The organism is Paenibacillus sp. 102 (assembly GCF_039549175.1).
Lineage (GTDB): Bacteria > Bacillota > Bacilli > Bacillales > Bacillaceae_G > Bacillus_A.
This window is the reverse complement of sequence record NZ_JBCGHT010000029.1, coordinates 1-21444: the sequence shown is the minus strand read 5'-3', so window position 1 is coordinate 21444 and position 21444 is coordinate 1. Positions and strand designations below refer to the sequence as shown.

General features: G+C 33.8%; 21 protein-coding genes and 4 pseudogenes. 15 read left to right on the top strand and 10 right to left on the bottom strand.

The genetic code is table 11. From position 1 onward, the window contains the following. Window position 1: 1 nt before the first annotated feature. Window positions 2-1168 carry a serine hydrolase domain-containing protein gene (locus tag AAIE21_RS27690; protein WP_343269655.1) on the bottom strand — a complete coding sequence of 389 codons (1167 nt, stop codon included), beginning with the start codon at window positions 1166-1168 and terminating at the stop codon, window positions 2-4. A 556-nt stretch (window positions 1169-1724) separates the two neighbouring features. On the opposite strand from AAIE21_RS27690, the pseudogene AAIE21_RS27685 reads away from it, so the two are divergent. Further along, window positions 1725-2083: pseudogene (locus AAIE21_RS27685) on the top strand (IS4 family transposase); the annotation flags it as partial. On the opposite strand, the pseudogene AAIE21_RS27680 reads toward AAIE21_RS27685, so the two are convergent. Further along, window positions 2075-3058, bottom strand: a pseudogene (locus AAIE21_RS27680) (IS4 family transposase); the annotation flags it as partial. The pseudogenes AAIE21_RS27685 and AAIE21_RS27680 sit on opposite strands and share 9 nt — an antisense overlap. Window positions 3059-3195: 137 nt before the next feature. Here AAIE21_RS27680 and AAIE21_RS27675 point away from each other — a divergent pair. Together AAIE21_RS27675 and AAIE21_RS27670 are read left to right on the top strand one after the other, a co-directional pair. Further along, complete coding sequence (locus AAIE21_RS27675; protein ID WP_343269654.1) at window positions 3196-3633, top strand: GNAT family N-acetyltransferase; 438 nt, start codon at window positions 3196-3198, stop codon at window positions 3631-3633. A 298-nt stretch (window positions 3634-3931) separates the two neighbouring features. Further along, entirely contained in the window at window positions 3932-4285 is a 354-nt protein-coding gene (locus AAIE21_RS27670) for an SdpI family protein (protein ID WP_343269653.1), read from the top strand. A gap of 300 nt (window positions 4286-4585) precedes the next feature. On the opposite strand, the gene AAIE21_RS27665 is transcribed toward AAIE21_RS27670, so the two are convergent. Continuing rightward, complete coding sequence (locus tag AAIE21_RS27665; RefSeq protein ID WP_343269652.1) at window positions 4586-6022, bottom strand: IS4 family transposase; 1437 nt, start codon at window positions 6020-6022, stop codon at window positions 4586-4588. Between the two features lie 212 nt (window positions 6023-6234). Here AAIE21_RS27665 and AAIE21_RS27660 point away from each other — a divergent pair, with 212 nt between their 5' ends. The 5 genes from AAIE21_RS27660 to AAIE21_RS27640 all read left to right on the top strand — a co-directional run bounded on the left by AAIE21_RS27660 (window position 6235) and on the right by AAIE21_RS27640 (window position 10401). Next, entirely contained in the window at window positions 6235-6807 is a 573-nt protein-coding gene (locus AAIE21_RS27660) for a histidine phosphatase family protein (RefSeq protein WP_343269651.1), read from the top strand. A 185-nt stretch (window positions 6808-6992) separates the two neighbouring features. Beyond that, window positions 6993-7376 (top strand): hypothetical protein, encoded by a 384-nt coding sequence (locus AAIE21_RS27655; protein ID WP_016093719.1) that lies wholly within the window; start codon window positions 6993-6995, stop codon window positions 7374-7376. Window positions 7377-7878: 502 nt separating this feature from the next. Then, window positions 7879-8829 (top strand): ABC transporter ATP-binding protein, encoded by a 951-nt coding sequence (locus AAIE21_RS27650; protein WP_343269650.1) that lies wholly within the window; start codon window positions 7879-7881, stop codon window positions 8827-8829. A 1-nt stretch (window position 8830) separates the two neighbouring features. After that, the gene (locus AAIE21_RS27645; RefSeq protein ID WP_343269649.1) at window positions 8831-9571 is read left to right on the top strand and encodes an ABC transporter permease; all 741 of its coding nucleotides are present in this window, start codon (window positions 8831-8833) and stop codon (window positions 9569-9571) included. A 161-nt stretch (window positions 9572-9732) separates the two neighbouring features. Next, the gene (locus tag AAIE21_RS27640; RefSeq protein ID WP_343269648.1) at window positions 9733-10401 is read left to right on the top strand and encodes an IS6 family transposase; all 669 of its coding nucleotides are present in this window, start codon (window positions 9733-9735) and stop codon (window positions 10399-10401) included. A 179-nt stretch (window positions 10402-10580) separates the two neighbouring features. On the opposite strand, the gene AAIE21_RS27635 is transcribed toward AAIE21_RS27640, so the two are convergent. Then, on the bottom strand, window positions 10581-11024 hold the full coding sequence (locus AAIE21_RS27635) for a GNAT family N-acetyltransferase (RefSeq protein WP_343269647.1): 444 nt from the start codon (window positions 11022-11024) through the stop codon (window positions 10581-10583). A 484-nt stretch (window positions 11025-11508) separates the two neighbouring features. Next, on the bottom strand, window positions 11509-12180 hold the full coding sequence (locus tag AAIE21_RS27630; RefSeq protein WP_343269646.1) for an NAD(P)H-dependent oxidoreductase: 672 nt from the start codon (window positions 12178-12180) through the stop codon (window positions 11509-11511). 89 nt (window positions 12181-12269) lie between these two features. Between AAIE21_RS27630 and AAIE21_RS27625 the strand changes: the two are divergent. From AAIE21_RS27625 to AAIE21_RS27600, 6 genes and pseudogenes are all read left to right on the top strand, one after another. Next, window positions 12270-12374 (top strand): annotated as a pseudogene (locus AAIE21_RS27625) (helix-turn-helix domain-containing protein); the annotation flags it as partial. Between the two features lie 124 nt (window positions 12375-12498). Beyond that, window positions 12499-13365 carry an Rpn family recombination-promoting nuclease/putative transposase gene (locus AAIE21_RS27620; RefSeq protein WP_343269645.1) on the top strand — a complete coding sequence of 289 codons (867 nt, stop codon included), beginning with the start codon at window positions 12499-12501 and terminating at the stop codon, window positions 13363-13365. A 100-nt stretch (window positions 13366-13465) separates the two neighbouring features. Continuing rightward, window positions 13466-13666 (top strand): annotated as a pseudogene (locus AAIE21_RS27615) (glycosyltransferase); the annotation flags it as partial. A gap of 432 nt (window positions 13667-14098) precedes the next feature. Further along, on the top strand, window positions 14099-14836 hold the full coding sequence (locus AAIE21_RS27610; RefSeq protein WP_343269644.1) for a hypothetical protein: 738 nt from the start codon (window positions 14099-14101) through the stop codon (window positions 14834-14836). 62 nt (window positions 14837-14898) lie between these two features. Next, entirely contained in the window at window positions 14899-16092 is a 1194-nt protein-coding gene (locus tag AAIE21_RS27605) for a hypothetical protein (protein WP_343269643.1), read from the top strand. A 91-nt stretch (window positions 16093-16183) separates the two neighbouring features. Continuing rightward, window positions 16184-16870: an IS6 family transposase gene (locus AAIE21_RS27600; protein WP_343269642.1), complete on the top strand. Its 687-nt coding sequence runs from the start codon at window positions 16184-16186 to the stop codon at window positions 16868-16870. Between the two features lie 256 nt (window positions 16871-17126). Here AAIE21_RS27600 and AAIE21_RS27595 read toward each other — a convergent pair whose 3' ends face one another. Beyond that, complete coding sequence (locus AAIE21_RS27595) at window positions 17127-17573, bottom strand: hypothetical protein (protein ID WP_343269641.1); 447 nt, start codon at window positions 17571-17573, stop codon at window positions 17127-17129. A 434-nt stretch (window positions 17574-18007) separates the two neighbouring features. On the opposite strand from AAIE21_RS27595, the gene AAIE21_RS27590 reads away from it, so the two are divergent. Beyond that, window positions 18008-18316, top strand: coding sequence for a hypothetical protein (locus AAIE21_RS27590; protein WP_343269640.1), 309 nt, complete (start codon window positions 18008-18010; stop codon window positions 18314-18316). 213 nt (window positions 18317-18529) lie between these two features. On the opposite strand, the gene AAIE21_RS27585 is transcribed toward AAIE21_RS27590, so the two are convergent. The 4 genes from AAIE21_RS27585 to AAIE21_RS27570 form a co-directional block, all read right to left on the bottom strand. After that, the gene (locus tag AAIE21_RS27585) at window positions 18530-18892 is read right to left on the bottom strand and encodes a hypothetical protein (protein WP_098609509.1); all 363 of its coding nucleotides are present in this window, start codon (window positions 18890-18892) and stop codon (window positions 18530-18532) included. An 810-nt stretch (window positions 18893-19702) separates the two neighbouring features. Continuing rightward, window positions 19703-20131: a hypothetical protein gene (locus AAIE21_RS27580; protein ID WP_343269639.1), complete on the bottom strand. Its 429-nt coding sequence runs from the start codon at window positions 20129-20131 to the stop codon at window positions 19703-19705. 386 nt (window positions 20132-20517) lie between these two features. Continuing rightward, entirely contained in the window at window positions 20518-20952 is a 435-nt protein-coding gene (locus tag AAIE21_RS27575; RefSeq protein ID WP_343269638.1) for a hypothetical protein, read from the bottom strand. A gap of 61 nt (window positions 20953-21013) precedes the next feature. Then, a partial coding sequence (locus tag AAIE21_RS27570) for a DUF4352 domain-containing protein (protein WP_343269637.1) occupies window positions 21014-21444 on the bottom strand: 431 nt, incomplete at its 5' end.

The following is a 21444-nucleotide window of genomic DNA, read 5'->3' as shown; positions in this document are numbered from 1 at the left end:
CCTACTTGCTAAATTCAGCAAGTAAAATATTTTTAAAAGGATTAGGACTATCAGCTTTAAGGCTGTTCAAATTGACGGTCAATGTATGCTCGCCTCCAAGTGTGCCTCCAGCAAAAGTAACAAACCCTGGAATGCTGCCTCCATGTCCCCATATTGAGACACCGTTTGGAAGCTTAGTTTCATAGATTCCAAGACCATATCTACCAAGTTCAGCTTCTCCTGTAGGAACTGTAGTAAGCATTTGCTTTAGTTGCTGTTCTTTCAGTAATTTACCCCCAAGTAAGTAAGAGAAGAATTTGTTTAAGTCGTCAGCAGTAGAAATCATATCTCCAGCCGAGCTACCCATACTTGGGTTATAATAAGTAACGTCTTTTGTCTCACTTGCTCCGTCTAGTTGGATATATCCACGGGCATGCTTGGTGCCTGGAATCACGCTTGAATTGCCAGGTAAGAATGTATTCGACAATTCAAGCGGTTCAATAATCCGATTTTCAATCTCTTCCGCATAGCTGTTCCCTGTTACTTTTTCAATAAGGATCCCTAGTAATACGTATCCTGTATTTGAATAAGACCAGCTCTTTCCTGGAGCAAAATCTGGAGGCATCGAAATTCCCATCTTTACTAATTCTTCAACAGTATAAGATTTTTTTGTATCCATCATATTAAAATCCTTTGACCTTGTGTATTCAGCGATACCACTTGTGTGGTTCAATAATTGCCGGATAGTAATCTGGTTATCATCATATCCATTTCCTTGAATGACACCAGGCAACCATTTTTCAATAGAATCGTCTAGATTCAAGCGGTTCTCTCCGGCTAATTGAAGTACAACTGTTGCAGTGAACGTCTTTGTCACGCTGCCAATTCGAAAACGAAAATCTGTTTTCATTGGTTTCTTGGTGCTCAGATCCGCTACCCCAGCTGCATAACTCCACGTTTTTCCACCCTCAGAAGTTTTAGCAAGTATCCCCGGATATCCAAGTTGCAATGTATCCCGCATTGCTTGCTTGACGGAAGTACGATCTCGTTGAGTATTTGTTTGTAACGAACTAGATACATTTTGAGTGGACTCTGCTTTTACAATTGAGGCTGGCGTTGTATATAACAGGGAACTTCCAGCTATTAAAAGGGCAAGACTTGCAAATTTAATTTGACTACGTGTTTTCATAGGGCATTTCTCTCCTCTATTCATATTTGTAGGTGCTTGCTATTTCATACTAACCACACAGCTATCATCTCTACCGATGACAAAAAGCCAACATTGAATTCGTAATCATCTTCATAATGATTATTTTTACAAGCGCCATTCTGTCCTAACAAACGGTAAATCCCTCTTTTTACATGTATGTTAACCTAAGAAATTATTTATTTTCCATGAAACACTCTTATTAACTGGTTTGTTTTTCATATATAAGTCATATCTGTTCCGCCTTTCATGCTTCTTTATATTTTGATCATACACAATGAAAATCTCTTTTTCCTTACCTATTCCTTACAAATCCCTTACGTTCAAAATAGCTTCTGTGTTTCAAATGTGCCAATTAATTCTCATCAAGAAGAAACGGGAATTAAGCGAATATAAAGCGATTTATATCATAAAAGATTATTTTCTACTTATTGTGGTCTCACCACATCGCTATCAAGCTAATAAAACAAAATACCCCCTAAAATGAAAAAATACGCTATTCTTTCTGTAGAATCATAGGAAAGGATGGCGTTTTTGTATGTCTATTTCTGTATCTAATGAATTACAACTATTTGCTCAAGAGATTCAAAGCTTTTAATCTCCAAATATCTTACGAGATCTTGGTTTCGTGCAACGAACCAGCAAATACCAAGCAAAAGATTTAGTCGCTTTATGTGTATGGATGAGTCAAAGTATTGCTACGACTTCTTTAACTCAATTATCTAGCTGTTTGGAAGCATCAACAGAAGTGCTCATCAGCCCTGAGGGATTGAATCAACGATTTAATCAAGCGGCTGTCCAATTTTTACAACACCTATTAGCTGAACTACTAAACCAAAATTGACCTCATCTATGCCGATTTCTTCTCCATATACTTCTGTTTTCAAGCGTATTCGTCACGTAAACGTTTAATCCAGCTACCAATTTACTTTTCTCTGAGTACGTTCTATTTTTTGATTTTTCTTTTTCAGCAATCTTTGCTCGGCGCTTTTGAAGCTGTTTTGCTGTTAAACGATTAAATATGACGCGTGCAAACAGTTGTTGTTTATCACCAATATAAGCATTTTTCAATTCAAATGTTTCTCCAGGTTGTAGTTGTTTCAAAATCTGTTTTGCATCGATTTGAATATACTCCGATTGTTTCTTAATTGCCCCATTTTTAAAGTATTCTGGGTTTGGATTTTTCACATACACATTCGTGTTTAATTTTAAACGAGAAATATAGTATGTACCTCGTTGATCCATTTGATCTAAATCTTCCAATGAAAAATAACCCAAATCACGAATACATAAATCTCCTGGTCGTAAGGTATCTAAGCAGTCTGTACCAAATATTTTATCATTATTTTTCCCTGGTCCAACTTGAAAGTTAAGAAATTCCCCACTATGCAAATCATATTCTAATTGAATTTTGATTCCGGCTGTCTGGGCACACCCTCCAGATCCCGGATATACACTCTCTAAAGCATTTGGCACTTGAAATACTGTAGCATCTAGGATACGAATTCGTTGGAAATAAGATAAGAGATGGTTAGAAATTTGCGTTTGTTCACAGACCTTTTGTTGTAACAGTAAAGAAAAAATATGTTGTAATAACAAAACTGCTTTTGTATTTAAGCGTTTATTTAAACCCTCAGGGCTGAGTAAAGTGCCTGTAGCAGCATGAAGCCTACTACATAATCGAACTAAAGGATCACTTGCTACCCGTTGACTAATCCAGATACAAATGGTTGCTAAATCTGCACCAGAAAACTTTCGTTTCCGTTTTACAAATTCGAGTTCTCTTGCAAGTTCTTCTAAAAATACAGGTGTAACATATCGTTGTAATTCTTCCGCAAATGGTTGTAGTTCATTTTGAATCGAGAGATTCATATAAAAATGACATCCTTACTATTCTCTTTTTTCTAAATTGTACCAAAAAAGTATTGTTTTAGGATACAATAGAGTCAAAAGGTGCAATATTAAAGTAGTACAGATCATTGATATTCTAATAAAGGTAGGTAATTTTTATGATTCGTGAAGCTGAACCAAAAGATAGTAATGTAATCGAGAGTTTATATAAAAAATTAGCACCGCATAGTAAAAACATTAAGGTTTTACCAGAAAGAATTGAGCAGATAAGAAATGATTCTAATAATTTCTTATTTGTCTATGAGGAAGATTGTAAAGTTAAAGGAAGTATATTTATGACCTTTTGTCTTGATCCTGGATACCAATTTAGACCATATACCGTTCTAGAGTATGTGATTGTAAATGAAGATTTTCGAAGTAACGGAATAGGTGAAAAGTTACTAGGACATGTTGAACAAATATCGATTGCAAGGGGATCCACAAGAATTATCTTATTAAGTAGTGCAACTAGAGTAGAAGCACATAAATTTTTTGCTAAAAATGGTTATAATGGAACTCTAAGTAAGGGTTTCAAGAAGTATATACCAATTAATTAAGCTATATATAGGTGTTTTTGCCTATCTCCCAAAAAGGAGGACTAAGAAAAAAGTTTAATCAAAATGGATTCTTCTCTTTTTGGATGAACTTTCCCCTTTAATAAAAAAGTTTGATTAAAAATCCCTTGGAATTCTTTAATTGAAAGAAGCAAAGTAACAAACATCGTATCTTTTTTTACACGTCGTAACTTTATTTTAAAGCCACAAATAGCGATTTTATAAATGTCAAAATGCCGCCACAAAACACTATTAAAATGGTATAATTAGTTTACAATAACATTTTATGGAGATGATTAAAATGATATACAGCCTTGTGAATATAGTAGTAAGTCTGTTAATTGGGATTATCTTTATATTAACTTCATTACTATTGAAAAAAAGACCACCAACAGATATTAATGCAATATATGGCTATCGAACAACTAGGTCTATGAAAAACATGAAACTTTGGGAAGCTGGAAATAAGTATAGCGCTGAAATCATGACACAAAATGGATTTATAATTATTATACTAGGAAGTATTATCAGCCTATTTTTTAATAGCCCTTCCACTGCAATACTTTTAATTATGGGATCTATGCTATTACTAATAATTAGTATGATTATTAGAGTGGAGAATAAGCTAAAAAAACTGGAAGAACCATGTAGCTAAAATTTTTGTATGGAGTATTTGTGAATCTTTATACAAAGGTTCGATCAAAAATACTTTGCAAACTTATATTGTACGATAAAAAAACGAATCTATTTTGAAAAAGGATTCGTTTTTTTGCACTTAGGGGTAGTGAAAATTCTTAAGTTGATGGGCATGTATGGGGTCACCATACATGCCCATCAACTTAAGAATGGAAACAAAATGAACTTTCGTTCACATAAACGAAAAAACTTTTAAAATATTTTGTATATTTAAAAATGAGCACACCAAATAAGCCTAGATAGGTATCGTTTTTAAAAATTATGCAGCTTTCTTTTGTTTTCTCATTCCATTATACTCATAGACAACACCCAAAATATCAAAGACTGTTTTCTTCTCATATCGATGAGATTTCCGTCCATTCTTCTGTAGGAGGTTGAACAGGCGGACTAGGATCTTTGTTATTTCTTGGGTGTTTTGCTGTGTGGATTGATATAAAATGTGTAAATGATCTTGAATCATCCCAATTGCTTTATATTCACTTAATTCTTGTTTCTTCTTTTGTAAAATTAATTGTCGCATCTTAAACATAGTAGAAGAGCATAGAAAAATGGCAATAAGCTTTCCATAAACATGACATTCTAATCGCTCTTGTTTGATATTTTTCCAATGATGAATTTGAAATAGAGATTTCCAAGTTTTAAAGATGATTTCTATTTGCCAGCGGAGAGAGTAAAAATCATGTATTTGTTCCATCGGAACAATCTCCCAAGGTGTATTGGTAACATACAGGTTCATGCCAGCTAATCGTTTGCTTTTTTCTGAATACGTAATTCCCTTTTTACTTTCCGTATACACTTGTTTTTTCATACGTTCACGAAGTTGTTTTTCTGTTAATCGATACATAATCACCCTAGTGAATAGTTTTTTATCCTTTCCAATATAAGCATCTTTTATTTCATAGACCTGGCCTGGTTTTAAGGTATTCATAATGTGTTCTAAATCAACTTTGATGTACTGAGACTGTTTTTTTACTGTCCCATTTCGAAAGTATTCAGGAAATTCATTTTTGATATATACCATATTGTTTAATTTGAGCCTTGATATATAATACACACCACGTTGGTCCATTTGATCTAAATCATCCAGTGAATAATAGCCTAAATCCCGAATACATAGATCACCAGGACGTAATGTCGGTAAACACTCTGTGCCAAATGTTTTATCATTATTTTTCCCTGGTTCCACTTGAAAATTTAAAAACTGGCCACTATGTAAATCATATTCTAACTGGATTTTTATACCCGCTGTTTGAGCACAACCACCTGATCCAGGATACACACTAGCTAAATGCTTTGGTACCTGGAAAATTGTTGCATCTAAAATACGAATTCGCTGAAAATAAGCGATTGAAGAGCTTGGAATCGCTGATGTTTCACAAATTTTAATTTTTAGTAATGTAGAGAAAATATGTTTTAAAAAGCAAACAGCTTTTTTATTGAAACGCTTATTGAGTCCTTCTGGACTCATAAGTGTTCCTGTAACAGCATGAAGTTGACTACACAGTCGAACTAAGGAATCACTCGCTACACGTTGACTAATCCACACACAAATAATAGCTAAATCACGTCCTGAAAATTTACGCTTTCTTTGTACAAAAGCTAGTTCTCTAGCGAGTTTTTCTAAAAATGATGGGGTAAGATGTTGATGTAATTCTTCAGCAAATAATTGTAGCTCGCTTCGAATCGAAAGATTCATAAAAATCTCATCCTTTCTAATAATCAAGCTTGTTTAGAAAGAATAACGTTTTTTTATACCTGAGGATAGTGAAAACTTCGAGTTTTTCTTACAAATATCGTGAATTCATTTCAAATTCGCACAGTTTTCTGTTAATTCAAAGAGACAAACTTGGATATATATGCTAATATCAGGGAGGAATTGTAAAGAAAACCGGAAAAATGGAGGCAATTATGAAAACTTTCATATATATGGTGAGACACGGGGATTCACCGAAATTTGGAAAAGAAGAGACAAGAGGATTAAGTGAAAAAGGAAAATTAGATGTTCAACGAATAACAGATGCATTACAAGGTGAGGGAATCGACGTTGTTATCTCGAGTCCATACAATCGCTCAATTCTAACTGTTCAGCAGTTAGCGAAGCAAATAGGACAAGAAGTTATAGTATTTGAGGACTTAAAAGAGAGAATTTTTATTGCTGAAGAGGAACGAATGTCGGATAAAGAATTATTCCCTTTGATAGAAAAGTCATTCATAGACCCCGACTTTGCTTTAATGGGAGGAGAGTCGAATGTCGAATGTCAGAAACGTGCTATAAAAGTTTTAAAAGAATTATTAAATACCTATCGAGGACAGAAAGTAGTATTAGGCACTCATGGAGCTGTAATGACTTTGATGATGGGATATTATGACAGTAAGTATGATTTGAATTTTTTACTACAGACATCAAAACCAGATATATATAGAATGGAATTCAATGGGCAGGAATTGGTGGAAGTTAAAAGATTGTGGGAAATTTCATAGATTGACTTTATTCATCCATAGCTTACCTAAATGACGTGTATTATAAGAAAAAGGGTTACTGCGGTAACCCTTTTTCTTATGGCATTGACGGGGATTGAGTTCAACAATATAAAAATTCGGTTTCTTAGCGTACAAAACTCACGTTTTGTTCTTGCTATCCCGAGGTGAAATGGGAGGGAATGTTTTTGGGCAGGATATTTTTAAAGTTATTTTTCAAATCAATCCTATTTGTTTTCTTATGCGGTATTGTTGTTTTTTCTATATTTCAGATTATTTTTGTCTGGAGTGTTTCGACAGGATTAGGAAGAGATGATATAGTCGGGTTTTCTGATAATAAGTATGTAATTGGTCGTCCACCTGTTAGCTATAATTTATATAAAAAAGATAGTGGGGAAACTATATTAGATAATGTTATTGGTTATAAAAAAGGAAAAACTAAAAGCTATATTCGGAATGAAATTGAATTTGTAGTGATAAATGAGACAAAGGGTAGCTATGAATTGTATATAATAGAAAAGGCTTCAGAAAAGGATATAGAACGGCTGAAAGAAATGAAGAAATTAGAATAAAAGAGACTATCTGAAAGGTAAAAATGTACACTTGTTATTGTTAGATCTAAAAAATGGTTTAGACTGATAACTGGGTTTTATTTTATGAAAAGAATTATTATTAAAATAAAACATTAGGGGTTCAGTCCCATGCTCTCAAGCTAATATTTTGAAGTGTCCTCAAAACGAAAATTTTCTTCGTTTTGGGGAACTACCAATTTCTTAAGTTGATGGGCATGGGGTCACCATATCATTTCGGGAAAATTGTACGTTTAGACACATTTTCGACACAACTATCTATTTTTTCTTTTTAAGAAATAGATAGTTTTTTTATTTCTATACATCAGTTGGATAGTGTTTGTTGCCTAGACTTTGATTGAAAACATAATACTCATTACACCTTACAACATTGTAAGGAAAATGTAAGAATAATACATGTCCTCTTTAAAACATAATAGCTAAACTAACAATATATGGATCAACTTGAGATTACATTGGGGACTAATTGTAAGGAGTGGGACAATTGAAAACGGTATTATCGGTGCAACACCTAACGAAAGAAATCAAGGGCAAGTTGATTGTGCAAGACATATCGTTCGATGTGGTAGAGGGAGAGATTATTGGACTACTTGGTGCGAACGGAGCGGGCAAGACAACCACGATGAAGATGATAGTTGGTCTAAGCACAATAAGTGCCGGGGACGTGCATATTGCAGGTTACAGTATTAAGAGTCAGTTTTCTAAAGCACTCTTCAATGTAGGGGCAGTGATTGAAGCGCCTGCTTTCTATCCTTATTTGAGTGGGTACGAAAATTTACGTCAATATCAGCGTTTGCACAAAAATGCGAGCAAGGATTGGTTGCTGGAGGTAGCCAGTCTGACCGGGATAGAACATGCGCTTAAGCAGCGAGTAGGCACGTACTCCATGGGAATGAAACAACGCTTGGGAATTGCACAAGCACTACTGCGAAAGCCAAAGTTGCTTGTGTTAGATGAGCCGATGAATGCACTTGATCCTGCTGGTGTCCGTGAAACCCGGAACTATTTAAATAGAATTGCAGCAGATTTGGGCGTAGCAATTGTGATTTCCAGTCATCAACTGTCTGAGATTGAGCAGATGGCACGTCGAGTGGTTATTATGCAGAATGGCTGCTTAGTGACAGAGCAGCGGCTTGATGATGGGTTAAATGATGGGAAATTCTGTATCACTCTTCACATTGATAATGTTGAGCTTACAAGCGAAGTTGTGGTTAACTTGTTTGGAGATGATCATCATGCATTGGATTATATGCAGACAGAGAAATTATCTAACGGTTTGCATACTATGACAGTAGCTATTGATGAAGGTCAAGTTCCAAAGCTGATTCGAGCATTGTGTGATGCCGGGGTGGAAGTTCATCGGGTGTTGCCGGCACATACGAGTTTAGAGGATAAGTTTTTAAAATGGACAACTGCGCGTGGTGAGGTGAATTAAGTTGTTATGGAATGAATGTTTGAAGATAGTGAATAAAAGAATCTTTATTCTTTCACACATTGGTTTTATTGTGATGACGGTACTGTTATCTTGGGCATACACCAGTAATCTCAAGGCTGATGATACGGTGGCTCAAGTGGTAAATGCTTTGCTTGGCCTATCGGGAATGCTTGTTATTCTACCTTGGGCGATTGTTTTGTCACCTCTTATTTGGACGGATGAGTATCAATATGGTACTCTGAAACAACTGTTCCTGCATACGTCCTCGCGCTCACGGTTGTATGTTGCAAAAATTGCTGCGATGATTTTGCTCATCATTACGAGTGTTGTTAATATATTCATTGTTTCTTTGTTAGTGAATCTTCTGATGGCTCCAAAAAACATACAATGGGGCGACATGACGGATGTTATATACTCTATCGGAGCAATCGTATTGCAATGTTGCCTATATGCAAGTCTAGCATCCTTGATTGGCGTGTGGACGAGATCAGCTGCTATCGCAGTAGGCAGTAGCTTAGTGCTATACTTTTTACAAATGATATTTGGAGGTAGTCTCTTATCTACATCATGGACACACATTCTATTCATTCATCGTGATGATTTAAGTGTTTATTGGAGCACGTCACAATATAAATCGGAATTAGTTGGCTTACCTATGTCGTTAGCGATAGATATCGCCTATATTTTGTTTTTCTTTGCAATTGGATTATGGTTGTTCGTCAAAGAGAGAGGAGCAGACTAAACATAACACCGAGCTAAGATAAGAATGAGCAAATTAGGATACAGTTATGTCGCTTATGCCGATACTCGGGATAACGGTATGGAAGATAAAATACTGGGTTCTGTTGCAAAGTTTTCTACATGAAGCTACACTCTAGAAAACAGGATCTAGGAGAATCAGACATGAGATATTTTAAGGGAAAACAATTCAAGAAAGATATTATTTTAGCAGCTGTCGGCTACTACTGCCGTTTTTCTTTAAGTTATCGCGATGTATCTGAAATCCTGAAAGAACGTGGTATTTCAGTTCACCCAACAACCATCATGCGATGGGTTCATGAATATGGCAATCTCATCTATCAAATTTGGAAAGTGAAAAATAAATCTGCACGCTTATCTTGGCATTTGGATGAGACTTATATCAAAGTTAAGGGAGAATGGCGTTATCTCTATCGTGCAATTAATAAAGATGGACACACATTGGATATTCAACTTCGTAAAAAACGGGATCATCAGGCTGCCTATGCCTTCATGAAAAGATTAGTAAAACATTTTGGAGAACCTACGGTTCTCACTACAGACAAAGCGCCGGCATTACTTTGCGCATTTAACAAATTAAGAAAACAAGGATTTTATCAAACTACCATCCATTGTACCATCAAGCATTTAAACAATCTTATTGAACAGGATCATAGGCATGTAAAGAGACGTTTTGCCAAATCTGCAGGATTTCAAAATCTTCGCCATGCTTCACGTACGATAAAAGGTACCGAGACTATTCATGCCCTATATAAACAAAGGCGAAGTCTTCAAAGAGACTCCGCCTTTTCAACGTACAATGAACTTCAATAATTATTAGCTACTTCTTAAACATTGCTCCTCATTTACCAACCTGTTTATGTTTTTTTCAAACTTTGCAACAGAACCTTCATTCTTTTATAAAAAAGTTTGATTATTTCCTATCTATGTTGCCCCACAATCGGGCCCTTTACTTTAATAAGTCTAAAAGTCATTGTGATAAATTCAAGTACTTACAAGGAATACTTAGCTAATTGTTCACCCCAAGATGATAATTCAGTCTCAATAAATCCTGCCTTTTTATATACAAATTTTGCTGTAAGATTTTCAGGATCATATCCAATCATTATTAAAGAAATGTTTGCATTATTATTTCTTATCTCTTCAATAACCAGATATATAGCTTGTTTACCTATACCTTTTCCTTGAAATTCTTCATCAATCATAAGTCTATAAATCCAATAATTATTATCATCAGGGTCTATCCCAAACATAGTAAATCCTATCATTTTGTTATCAAGATAAATACCTTTTGCATAGAAATTATCTAGAAATTGAACTTCTGCGATAGAATAAAGGTTGGATGCAATAAATGTTTGTTGTTCTTCTTTAACAGATAATCTAATTGCTTCTTCCCAATTACTTTTGTCAATAGGCTTTAAATAAATTTTATTCAATCTGGTACTCTCCCTTTAATATTGAAGGGGAACCACGTAGTTTATGGGCTATTGAAACGTTATCCCCTTGTTTTTTTGCCCAGTTAAGTATAAATAATTTCTCATCGACAACGCCTCCTTAAAAATACAATTAAAAACAAATTATTATATTCAATATAATTACAATATTTCCTCTATATCTTATTGAACACTAGATTATTCTTACTAAACCTCTCTGTTAACTTAATAAGTGTTAGTGAACCTCTCCACAGATTTTGATGGAGAGGTTCACAATATAAGTTTTATTTAACAATAGCACCCCTTAATAGAATAAATTATTAAATACGATTTAGATGTGTATCCTTAAAAAATACATAAGATATTTTTGCTCTCCGTTTCAGTTTTTTCGTTTTATAGCCATTTTTGGACTTATCTCAAAATAACATTAAAGGAGACATGCCTATGTGATCATGTCCCTTGATTCTGAGAAGCATCATCTACAGTTTTATCGCCACTCAACAATTTCATCGAGATTTTGTCTTGTTTTTGGGCGTTTGGGTTCCTCTTTCCGATATCCGAAAGCGACCATACAGGCTACTCCGAAATTTTTGCCGTTAATGATACCTTCATTTTGCAAAATAGCGGTCACCTGATTTTTATCAAAACCTTCTATCGGACAGGAATCAATACCGATTTGAGCCGCAGCTGTCATCATGTTTCCTAATGCTATATATGTTTGTTTGCTTGCCCATTCAAAAATGAGACGGTCATTATCTTCAAGTTCTGTTTCGACGAAGGATTTGTAGAAACCGGAAAGATTTTGCACAACTTCTTCAGGCATATGATGAATGTCTTTCATCATTTTGATCACGTGAACGGAATCATGCCTTAATCCTTCTTTTCTTCTGGCCAATATCACTACAAAATGGCTAGCAGTAGGCAGTTGTCCCTGGGCACCGCCGGATACGGGTTTTAATTTTTCGCGAAGCGCTGCATCCTGAATCACGACAAACTTCCACGGCTCCAAACCAACTGAACTTGGAGACAATCTTCCTGTCTCCAAAATAAAGTGAAAATCTTCATCCGAAATCTTTTTGTTGCTATCAAATGCCTTGCAAGCATGTCTGAACTGGTAAGCTTTTAAAATCTCCTGTTTTTTTCCCTCAGTTCCTATCATGTGGAATCACCCTTCCTTTTTAATATCTAATAAACCATATTTCTCCAAAGGTATTTTATTACCCTGCTATTCAGTTCAGCTTCATTTAAAGAGCATTGAAGTTATATGATTCTAAGGAATACAGCATACAGGAAATTGTGAATATGACTGGTAGTAGCCAAGCAACGCTGTACCGATACATACGAAAAAATGAATAGATGCTACTGAATAAAGAAGATCCGATGAATTAAACCTACAATAGTAACAGTAGCATTTGCTTTTATAAAGAGTTAAATTATAAAATAATAAGAAGAAATAAAAGACAGGGAGAGGAAATCCATGTCCACAAAATTAGTAAATTTACGGATTGATTTTGCTTTTAAACAGTTGTTTGGAACAAAGGGAAACGAAGAAATTTTAACTGGTTTCTTGAACGCTGTTTTAGCGGAATCTTTAGATGCACCTATTACATCGCTGCAATTAGAAGACCCACATCTTCATAAAGCTTATGAAGATGATAAACTATCCATTTTAGACTTATTAGCAACATTAGATAATGGGACACAAGTGAATATAGAAATACAGCTTCGGAATACTCATGATATGGTGAAGCGATCTTTATATTATTGGAGTAAACTCTATACGTCCCAAATGACGGAAGGGATGCCGTATCGATCTCTCCGGAAAACCATTACCATTAACCTATTAGATTTCATCCTTTTCCCACAAGAAGAAGCATTTCATACCATTGGGCAACTATGGAATACAAAAACTCAACAATTATTAAGTGACGATATTGAAATCCACTTTGTTGAGATTCCAAAGTTAGTCAAACAATGGAGAGAAGAAAAAGTAAATCCGTGGGAAAATGTATTTGTTCGTTGGATGTTATTATTACCAGCACATGAAGATGAACATTTAACTCAAACATTGGAGGAGATTGCAATGAATCAAGATCCTATTTTACAAAAGGCAATCAATAAGTGGGAAAATATGAGCCATGATTCTTCTTTCCGAACAGCTTATGAAGCACGTGAAAAAGTCCTTCTAGATGAACAAGCTAAAATAGCTCATGCGCGTGAAGAAGGAATTGAAGAGGGTAAAATCCAATTAATTCGTGGTATGCATAAAAATGGTATGCCATTAGAAGACATTGCAAAATTCACTGGTCTAAGTACAGAAGAAATACAAAAATTACTATTATAATTACTTTGCACCTAATTAAAATTAGGTGCTTTTTTCAGTTATGATGCAAATGTATGTAAGCTTTGCATCGTAACCGTTATAACATGAAATTCATTTTATACATGCTAATCTTTTTATTACGCATGGAGGAATGAATAGTTCTAGTGAAAGCTTATATTTTGGTGTTCCTATGATAGTTATACCAGTTATGGGAGATCAACCTATAGTAGCTCAAAGGATAGAAGAATTAGAAGCCGGGTTACAATTAAATCGTAAAAAGCTTACTCCAGAGATATTATGTAATACAGCAATCAACCTGAGAAACGAAGCAATTCGTCTCTTAACCGTAGGAACTACGGGGATAGCCTATCCATTAGAGTTCGATAGAACTCTGTACTTAGGAATCTCCCACTTCAAACAGTCCGTAAGGACGTTAAGTGGTGAGTAGTTCAAAAACAGAACTAAAAAATACCCACAAACATAAAAAAGTGAATGATTTCTTTTGATAGTGCTATCATGATAGATTCTTTGGTTATAAACTTTATATATATTTTGATAATTGCTTTGGTAAAAAATATTCACTGCTGATTGCCCTATATACATTGCCAAAGGTTGTCTTGAGAAATAATTTTCTTCCAAAAAACACATTTACACATACATTATTTGTAAGATATGATGAGGAAGGTGTTCCAAATAAATGAACTGTTAGTAAAATATGTATTTTTATTAATATTTTCAAAAAGGGGGATGTAATATGAAAAAATTACATGCATTAGCATTAACAATGGGTTTAATGACTTCAGCTGTAGTTATACCTACTGCTACTTTTGCAGAAAGTGATGATTTACCTTATTTGAATGAAATTAAGAAAATGCAACCGGATTTGAGTACATCGGAATTAATATCAAGTATTAATGAAATGGCAAAGAATACAGGAAATACGAAAGAGGCAATTACTAAACAAATTTATAAAGAACTCAAAGCGGATGAAGCTCAAGGTAAAAAAGAAGCAAATAAAAAAATAAACACGTTAGGCGGTAGTGGTGGGACAGTATCTGTAGGTAATAGCAATATGGGCGATTTCTTTTATACTGGTTCATATACTGCATATTTGAATCATGGACATGTTGGTATGTACTATAATTCAAATACAATTGTAGAATCAGTTCCAGGTGATGGAGTACGTACACTTAGTACAACAGCTCGTAAAGTCGATAAAGGCGACGCTGTTGTCAAATCTGTAAATACTACTTGGCAAAACAAAAATGATGCTGCATGGTGGGCGAAAAGCCGTGTAGGTACAGACGGATATTCTTATAATTTCGTCACGAATAGAACTACTGGTCATTATGGAGCTAAAAATTGTTCAAAACTTATCTGGTCAGCTTACCAGCTTAATGGTGGTTTAGATTTAGACAAAGATGGTGGCGCTGGCGTATATCCACGAGATGTTCGTGATGCGAAACAGACATCAGTAGTTCGAAATATCTAATAGAAAGAAGTGCAACGAATCCATTTGTTGCACTTCTTCTTGTAAGAAAGGAATATATCATAATGAAAAAACTCCTATTTGTTATTTTAGGTGTAATTTTGATTACAATATTAGTCTATTTTTTCTTTTTCAGTAACTCAAATGTGGATTTGATATCTGAGGAAGATATTCAAAAAAAAGATTTTTTGAAGGATAAACAAGCTGTGGTATATCTTTCTTCTACAGCTGATCAAGACATGGATGGTAAGGGTATTAGTTATGCAGTGTTTATTAATAAAAATGGGGAAGCAAGTGGTTATAAAATGAATGGTTTAGAGCTTGGTGGTATAGGAGTATCAGAAAATAAAAAAGAACTTTTATTAGAAAGTAAGGATAAGCTTAAAATTGTAGGAGAGAACTTTAAAGAATTTAAGATGAAATACCAACATACAGGAGATTACAGAGCATATTTAAAAAACAGCGACTTGTTTGTAAACATCTATAATTCTGGTAGTAATCCTGATACCGGAGGATATGATTCAAATGTTGTATATGGTAATAAAAAAGGTATTCATAAAGGAAATATCCCACATTATCTTATGAGCTCTGGAGTGGATGAAGAAACTATTTTGGTGATAACTCAAGATATAGACAAAAAAGAATATAGTCTAAAAAAGGTAACATTTAATGATTTAAAGATGAAGCTTGAAGATGTTACAAAAATTAGTTTAGATAAAAATATGTCATATTCTAGTTATTCTTCTATTTTAAGTGATGAAAATTTTTATTATACGGTTTTAGTTGAAAATGATAATACGATTAAAGGCAAAGTTTATTTGTTACGTATCGATAAAACGACATTAAAACAAGAATTAATTTTGTTGTCTTCCGAAGAGGATACTACAGCTTCAATACCTTTTACAAAAAACAATTCCGCATATCTACATAACAATGAATTATATTTTATAAACGGATTAGGTAACGTTATTACGTTTAATACACAGACAAATACAGTAAATACTAAGTTTAAGATTGACTATCATGTAACAGATGGTGTTAGATACAATGAGCAAACTTTCTTCAAGGACGATCAATTACATGTCTTACGGTATGATAAAAATCGAAAAAGTAAATATTATATAGAAATTTACTCTTTAAAAAATGGGAAGAAGATTAAAGAAAGTGAAGTTATAGGTATGGAAGAAATTATTAACTCTGTGCGGGGAGGAAAATCAATTCATGCTTATGACTTTAAAGTGTTCGGTTCAAAAAATTAAATAAGTAATCTAATATAAACTCCTTGGCTCTGTTGCAAAGATTTCTAAACTGAGATAACCTGTAAAAAAAGTGTGAGCAGGAGAATGATATATGGGGTATTTTAAAGGAAAACAGTTTAAAAAGGATATTATTTTGGTAGCCGTCGGCTACTATTGTCGTTTTTCTTTAAGCTATCGTGATGTATCTGAAATCTTGAAAGAGCATGGTGTTTCGGTTCACCCAACAACCATCATGCGCTGGGTTCATGAATATGGAAACCTTATCTATCAAATTTGGAAGAAGAAAAATAAAAACGTTCAATTATCTTGGAAACTAGATGAAACCTATATAAAAGTCAAAGGAAAATGGTGTTATTTATATCGTGCAATTGATAAAGACGGGCACACATTGGATATTCAACTTCGTAAAAAACGGGATCATCAGGCTGCCTATGCCTTTATGAAAAGATTGGTTAAAACGTTTGGAGAACCAGCGGTTCTCACTACAGACAAAGCACCAGCATTACTTTGCGCATTTAACAAATTAAGAGAACAAGGCTTTTATATAAATATAACTCATTGTACAATCAAGCATTTGAACAATCTCATTGAACAGGACCATAGGCATGTGAAGCGACGTTTTGCCAAATCCGCAGGATTTCAAAATCTTCGCCATGCTTCCCGTACCTTGAAAGGCATCGAAACCATTCATGCTTTATATAAACGAAACCGAAGTCTTGGCTCAGACTTCGGTTTTTCGACATACAATGAATTACAAGAGCTACTAACAGTTGCATAAAATGTACAACTTTTTGTTGGCACCACTTAACCTTAACAAAACTTCGCAACAGAACCTATATTTTCACCTGGAGATGTAAGGTTTCTCGTTTTTAGGGTATTTGCTTAGCTTGATGGTGATGTGACGGTATCCCATAAAGAAAAGACACCTGAGGAGTGCCTTTTCTTTGATTTTAGATTAACAAATTTAATAAATTGAGCTAATCTATAAGGTAATAACATTATGTTAATTTTATTTACTCTAAAAAGATACTTTATTAGTTTGTTGATATTGTTCCTGTCGCTTCGAAAGTCCAAGTGCCATTGCCTTCAGTCGAAGTAGGCGTGAACTTTAAATAATAGTTTGCTAAATCGGTTTTACCAATAGTGTAATCGAAATCACCTGATTCATCATCATAAACTGTTACTTCAAATTCATCAACAAGTTCATCAGGACCCCATTTTTCACGATAGACTTCTACAGATACTTTGGCCTTGTTTCCAACAGGTTTATATGTTGGGCCACTTCCGCTTATTGTACCGCTAACTTTCAATGTACCTTTACACAGGGCCCAGTAATCAGTTGACTCCCTAGAACTAAACGTCGCATCAAACTCATAGGAACTGTAACAACTAGTGGCTGCTTCTACAGTATTATTAGTTGGGGTAAAAGCTCCAAATGTTAATGCCATTGTTGCACCAAGTGTTAATAAAGACTTTTTCATTTTCATCAACTCCTATTGATAGTATTGAACGAAATCAATATACCATAATTTCCCTGAAATGAGTTCTTTATTCTGTTGAGAAAAAATAAAAAGCTCTGATTTACAGAGCTTTTTATTTTAAGTTACCTAAATTATTATTTCCTTACACATAATCATCATTTCATAGGGGAGTGCTCGCATTTTACTAGAGAGAAAATAGGATTTTACTGTTTTGTCAGCGAGGGACAGATGGATTATTATGAGGATGCTCCTTCAAAAAGGATTGTTTTACACTGGATCCCTGCACATTGTGTGGGGATTTTTTTATAAAAAACTACCTTTAGGAATCCCTTATATCTCATATGAGTTGATAGGTTAATAAACAAGCATTTCTATTATTAAAACATAGAATACTAGCAAACTTTGTTTTAATAATAGAAAGGTGGTTAAAAAGTTTGCATAAAGAAAGGAAATGCGATTGTTGTTGTGTTAATGGGATAAATAATGTGCTTGAGGATATCATAGGTGAAGGAGTAATTTTGAGTATTAGAAATTTACCACAAGCTATCCTTGGTAGAGTAGAAAGTGTGAATTGTGATTTAGTAGAACTTAGTTTTCCGCAAACTCCACAGGCTCCAAATAGTTTTATTTCTCTTTGTGATATCTATGCTGTAGCACCAATTGGTCCATTTACTACAAGTTCTGATATCAACAGAATCAATAATTTGAAGAGGCAAAGAAAACTTTTTAATTTCGGTGCATAGTTATAAAGGTATCGCTAGAGATGTAAGTTAATGCATTGTATCTTAGCGATACTTTTACATAAATAAAAAAAGACACCCTAAGGTGCCTTCCTCCGACTTGAACCACTCTACTTTTAATAATATATTGAATTCCCATCCACTTAACATTTTACCATATTTATCTATATTGGTTGTTAAGAAAGCGAACTCAAACCAGCATTTTGTTTGGAGTTATTATTTTCTTAAACTCATCTCATACTCTTTTACTTCATCCATCGTTCTAAACACTAATACATTAAAAATCTCTTTTTCATTACCACAAATAACTACAAATCCATCAGTTGTTTGTAATACTCTTCCCACATTTCCATTTAGAAGTGGAATGCTAGTAGGATGTTTAATATTCATCTTATTTTTCTTAGCAATATATTCATCAATCGGCATCCCAATGGGGAATTCATTTTGTAAGTCTTTGGTGGTATACATGGAAGTTGAATTTTCATTTTTTGCTGAGGCTTTTTGATAACTTGGTGTACAAGCTGTTAGAGACATGAATAATGACACAGAAATAAAAAGCAAAGTAAGCTTTTTAAACATTAAATAATTCACTCCATTCAGTATCCAATTAGTCACCACATTACAATAGCAAAAGAGTTATATTAATTTTGTTGCAATGTGTCTGTCGTAAAAAGAAAAGAATGTACTTATTTAGTGATTTTCCTCGAAATACTAAAAGGTTACCACAAATTTTTGTGAATATAAGGATAATATATGCATTAGGGACGAGAAAAGTTTGGACAAGTTTTATATGAAGGACATAAACAAAAAAAGACACCTACAGGTGCCTTTTCTCTGTTTGTTCTCGCGTATTGAGATGACTATTCAAACCTTGTGTTAGGGGACATGGTTCAAACAGATATATTACACTTAAAGCTTAACATTGACAGAATATACAGTAAATTGATAATATTTATGCAAAATATTCCCAAAGTTTAGTATAGATATATTTCACTATTACTATAGTAAAAATAGAATTAATGCAAAATTGCATAACAAAGTAGCATGTGATTAGCAGTATAATTTAAATGTGTACAATAAAGCTGAAGAGGCAGGGACCATCTACGGAAATAGGTGGTCTTTTGCTATTGGATAATAAATGTAATATTATAATGGTGTTTATCTGAAGTATCGTTTTACACATATCTCTACACATTGTGTGGGGATTTTTTCATAAAGAAAAGACACCCTAAGGTGCCTTCCTCCGACTTGAACCATCATATTGTACTAAATATTGGATTGAATTATATTCATTTTGAACACTGTCATAGTAAGGATTTTCAGTCCTTAGCATCCAATTTTATTTTTCGATATGGTGAGTTTCTTTCTGTGTACATGTACAAACACGTATTATTCTATATGAGCAAATTTAACTTTATTTGGATCTACCTTTGCATTTATAACTTTGACTTTTACAGAATAGGTAGCTTCTTCTAGAGAATTTATAGGGGCTGAAAATGGTTGGAAAGCTGAATGCTTATGATTAGGGATAGTGGCACTTGTTACATATGATAGATCACCTATTAAATTATAAAACTCAAATACTACACGGCTTGGTTCTTGTTCATTAGATGAACTTACATCAGCAATCCCAATAAAAGTATTAAAATAAGGGTAGTATCTTATGGCATCCCCATCATAAAGCCAAAACTCACTTTCATTTATGGATGATTTTTCATTTTTAATTTGAGCGGAAACTGTATTCTGATCAGGACTATAAAATGCACCAAGGACTAGAAAACCTATACTCATTACCGGAATAAGAATTCTTTTCTTCAATTTAACGACTCCTTTTATTACAGTTTTTAACAATTTAATGATACTGTTTTTCCTTTAAAGTGTAAATATGGAAAAATATTTTCATCAGAGAAGTCAAAATGATATGTCTAAAAACAAGAAGCACCGAAAAATACGATTGATAAAAAAAATAACCTACCTAATTGGGTTTACCCCACCATCTTGGTGAGATTACCCCGCTCCCCCTTTTGTGTAAAGTCATAAAGAAAAGACACTCAATGAGTGCCTATCTTTATTTTTCTGTAGGGTTTTGGCATAATACATGAAGTAATAGCGCTGATCTATTAGATAATATCATTATATTATTAAGTGTTTTCATGCAATTTTACATATAAGAGAAGGTATCTATTGTTTATAAGATTAGTATTTTATTCATCATCTTCTATAAGTAAGTCAGTCTTGAATTTTTGACCATTAACATCGATAATTATCGAATCAAAAACACTTGGTTTCTTATCATTATTCCACTCATAGTATAAAGATTTTGTTTCGTTTTTTTCGATCGTTTTATTTCCAATGTTAAGTTCTAAAGGTAATGATAATATTTTATCATTATCGATTAAGGATAATGTCCCTGTTGTTATAAGGGGGTATTCGCTGTTATTTTTCATATCAAGTTCTAAATGTAATTTCCCTTTTTCACGTTCAAATTTAGTTATTGTAAGGGTTATGTTTTGAGCATCTTGATTGTAATTTAATTCAGCTATCGGTTTTTTTGGTTCAGAGTGTCCGTTCATCGCCAAAGCCGTAAAAAAGAGCATTATGAATATGATTAATGTAGTCCAAAAAGATTTTGATTTCAATGTTTTTTCACCTCTAAAAATATATCAAACGCAATAAAAGCACTCTTTTGAGTGCCTTTTACTATTCTACTTTTAACTTAATCTCTTTACCCATCATACCGCCACGTGCTTTTAGAACTAATCCTTGAGCATCTTTTGGTACATCGTAGATAATTTTTCCTGTTTGAGTTAAACCAGGATTAAGTTGTTTTAAGAAGAAATCTAATTTTCCACCATTAGATATATCATAGGCCGTTTGTGCTTGAGTGGAATATTTAAACTCGCGATCTTGGCTGTCTACTAATTTAAAGCTGTTAGCATCAACAGTAATAGCGTCTTTTTGATTATTTGTAATAGATATTTCTACAACTTTAAAAACACCTTGCGCCTTTTCGTTTGTAATTTCATTTCCAACTGATTCTAAAGTTTCAACAGCTCCCACAGCGATTTTAACTTTAGATGATTCACCTTCCTTAGAAAGTTCTTTTTTTTGCTCTTCTTTCTTTGGTTCCT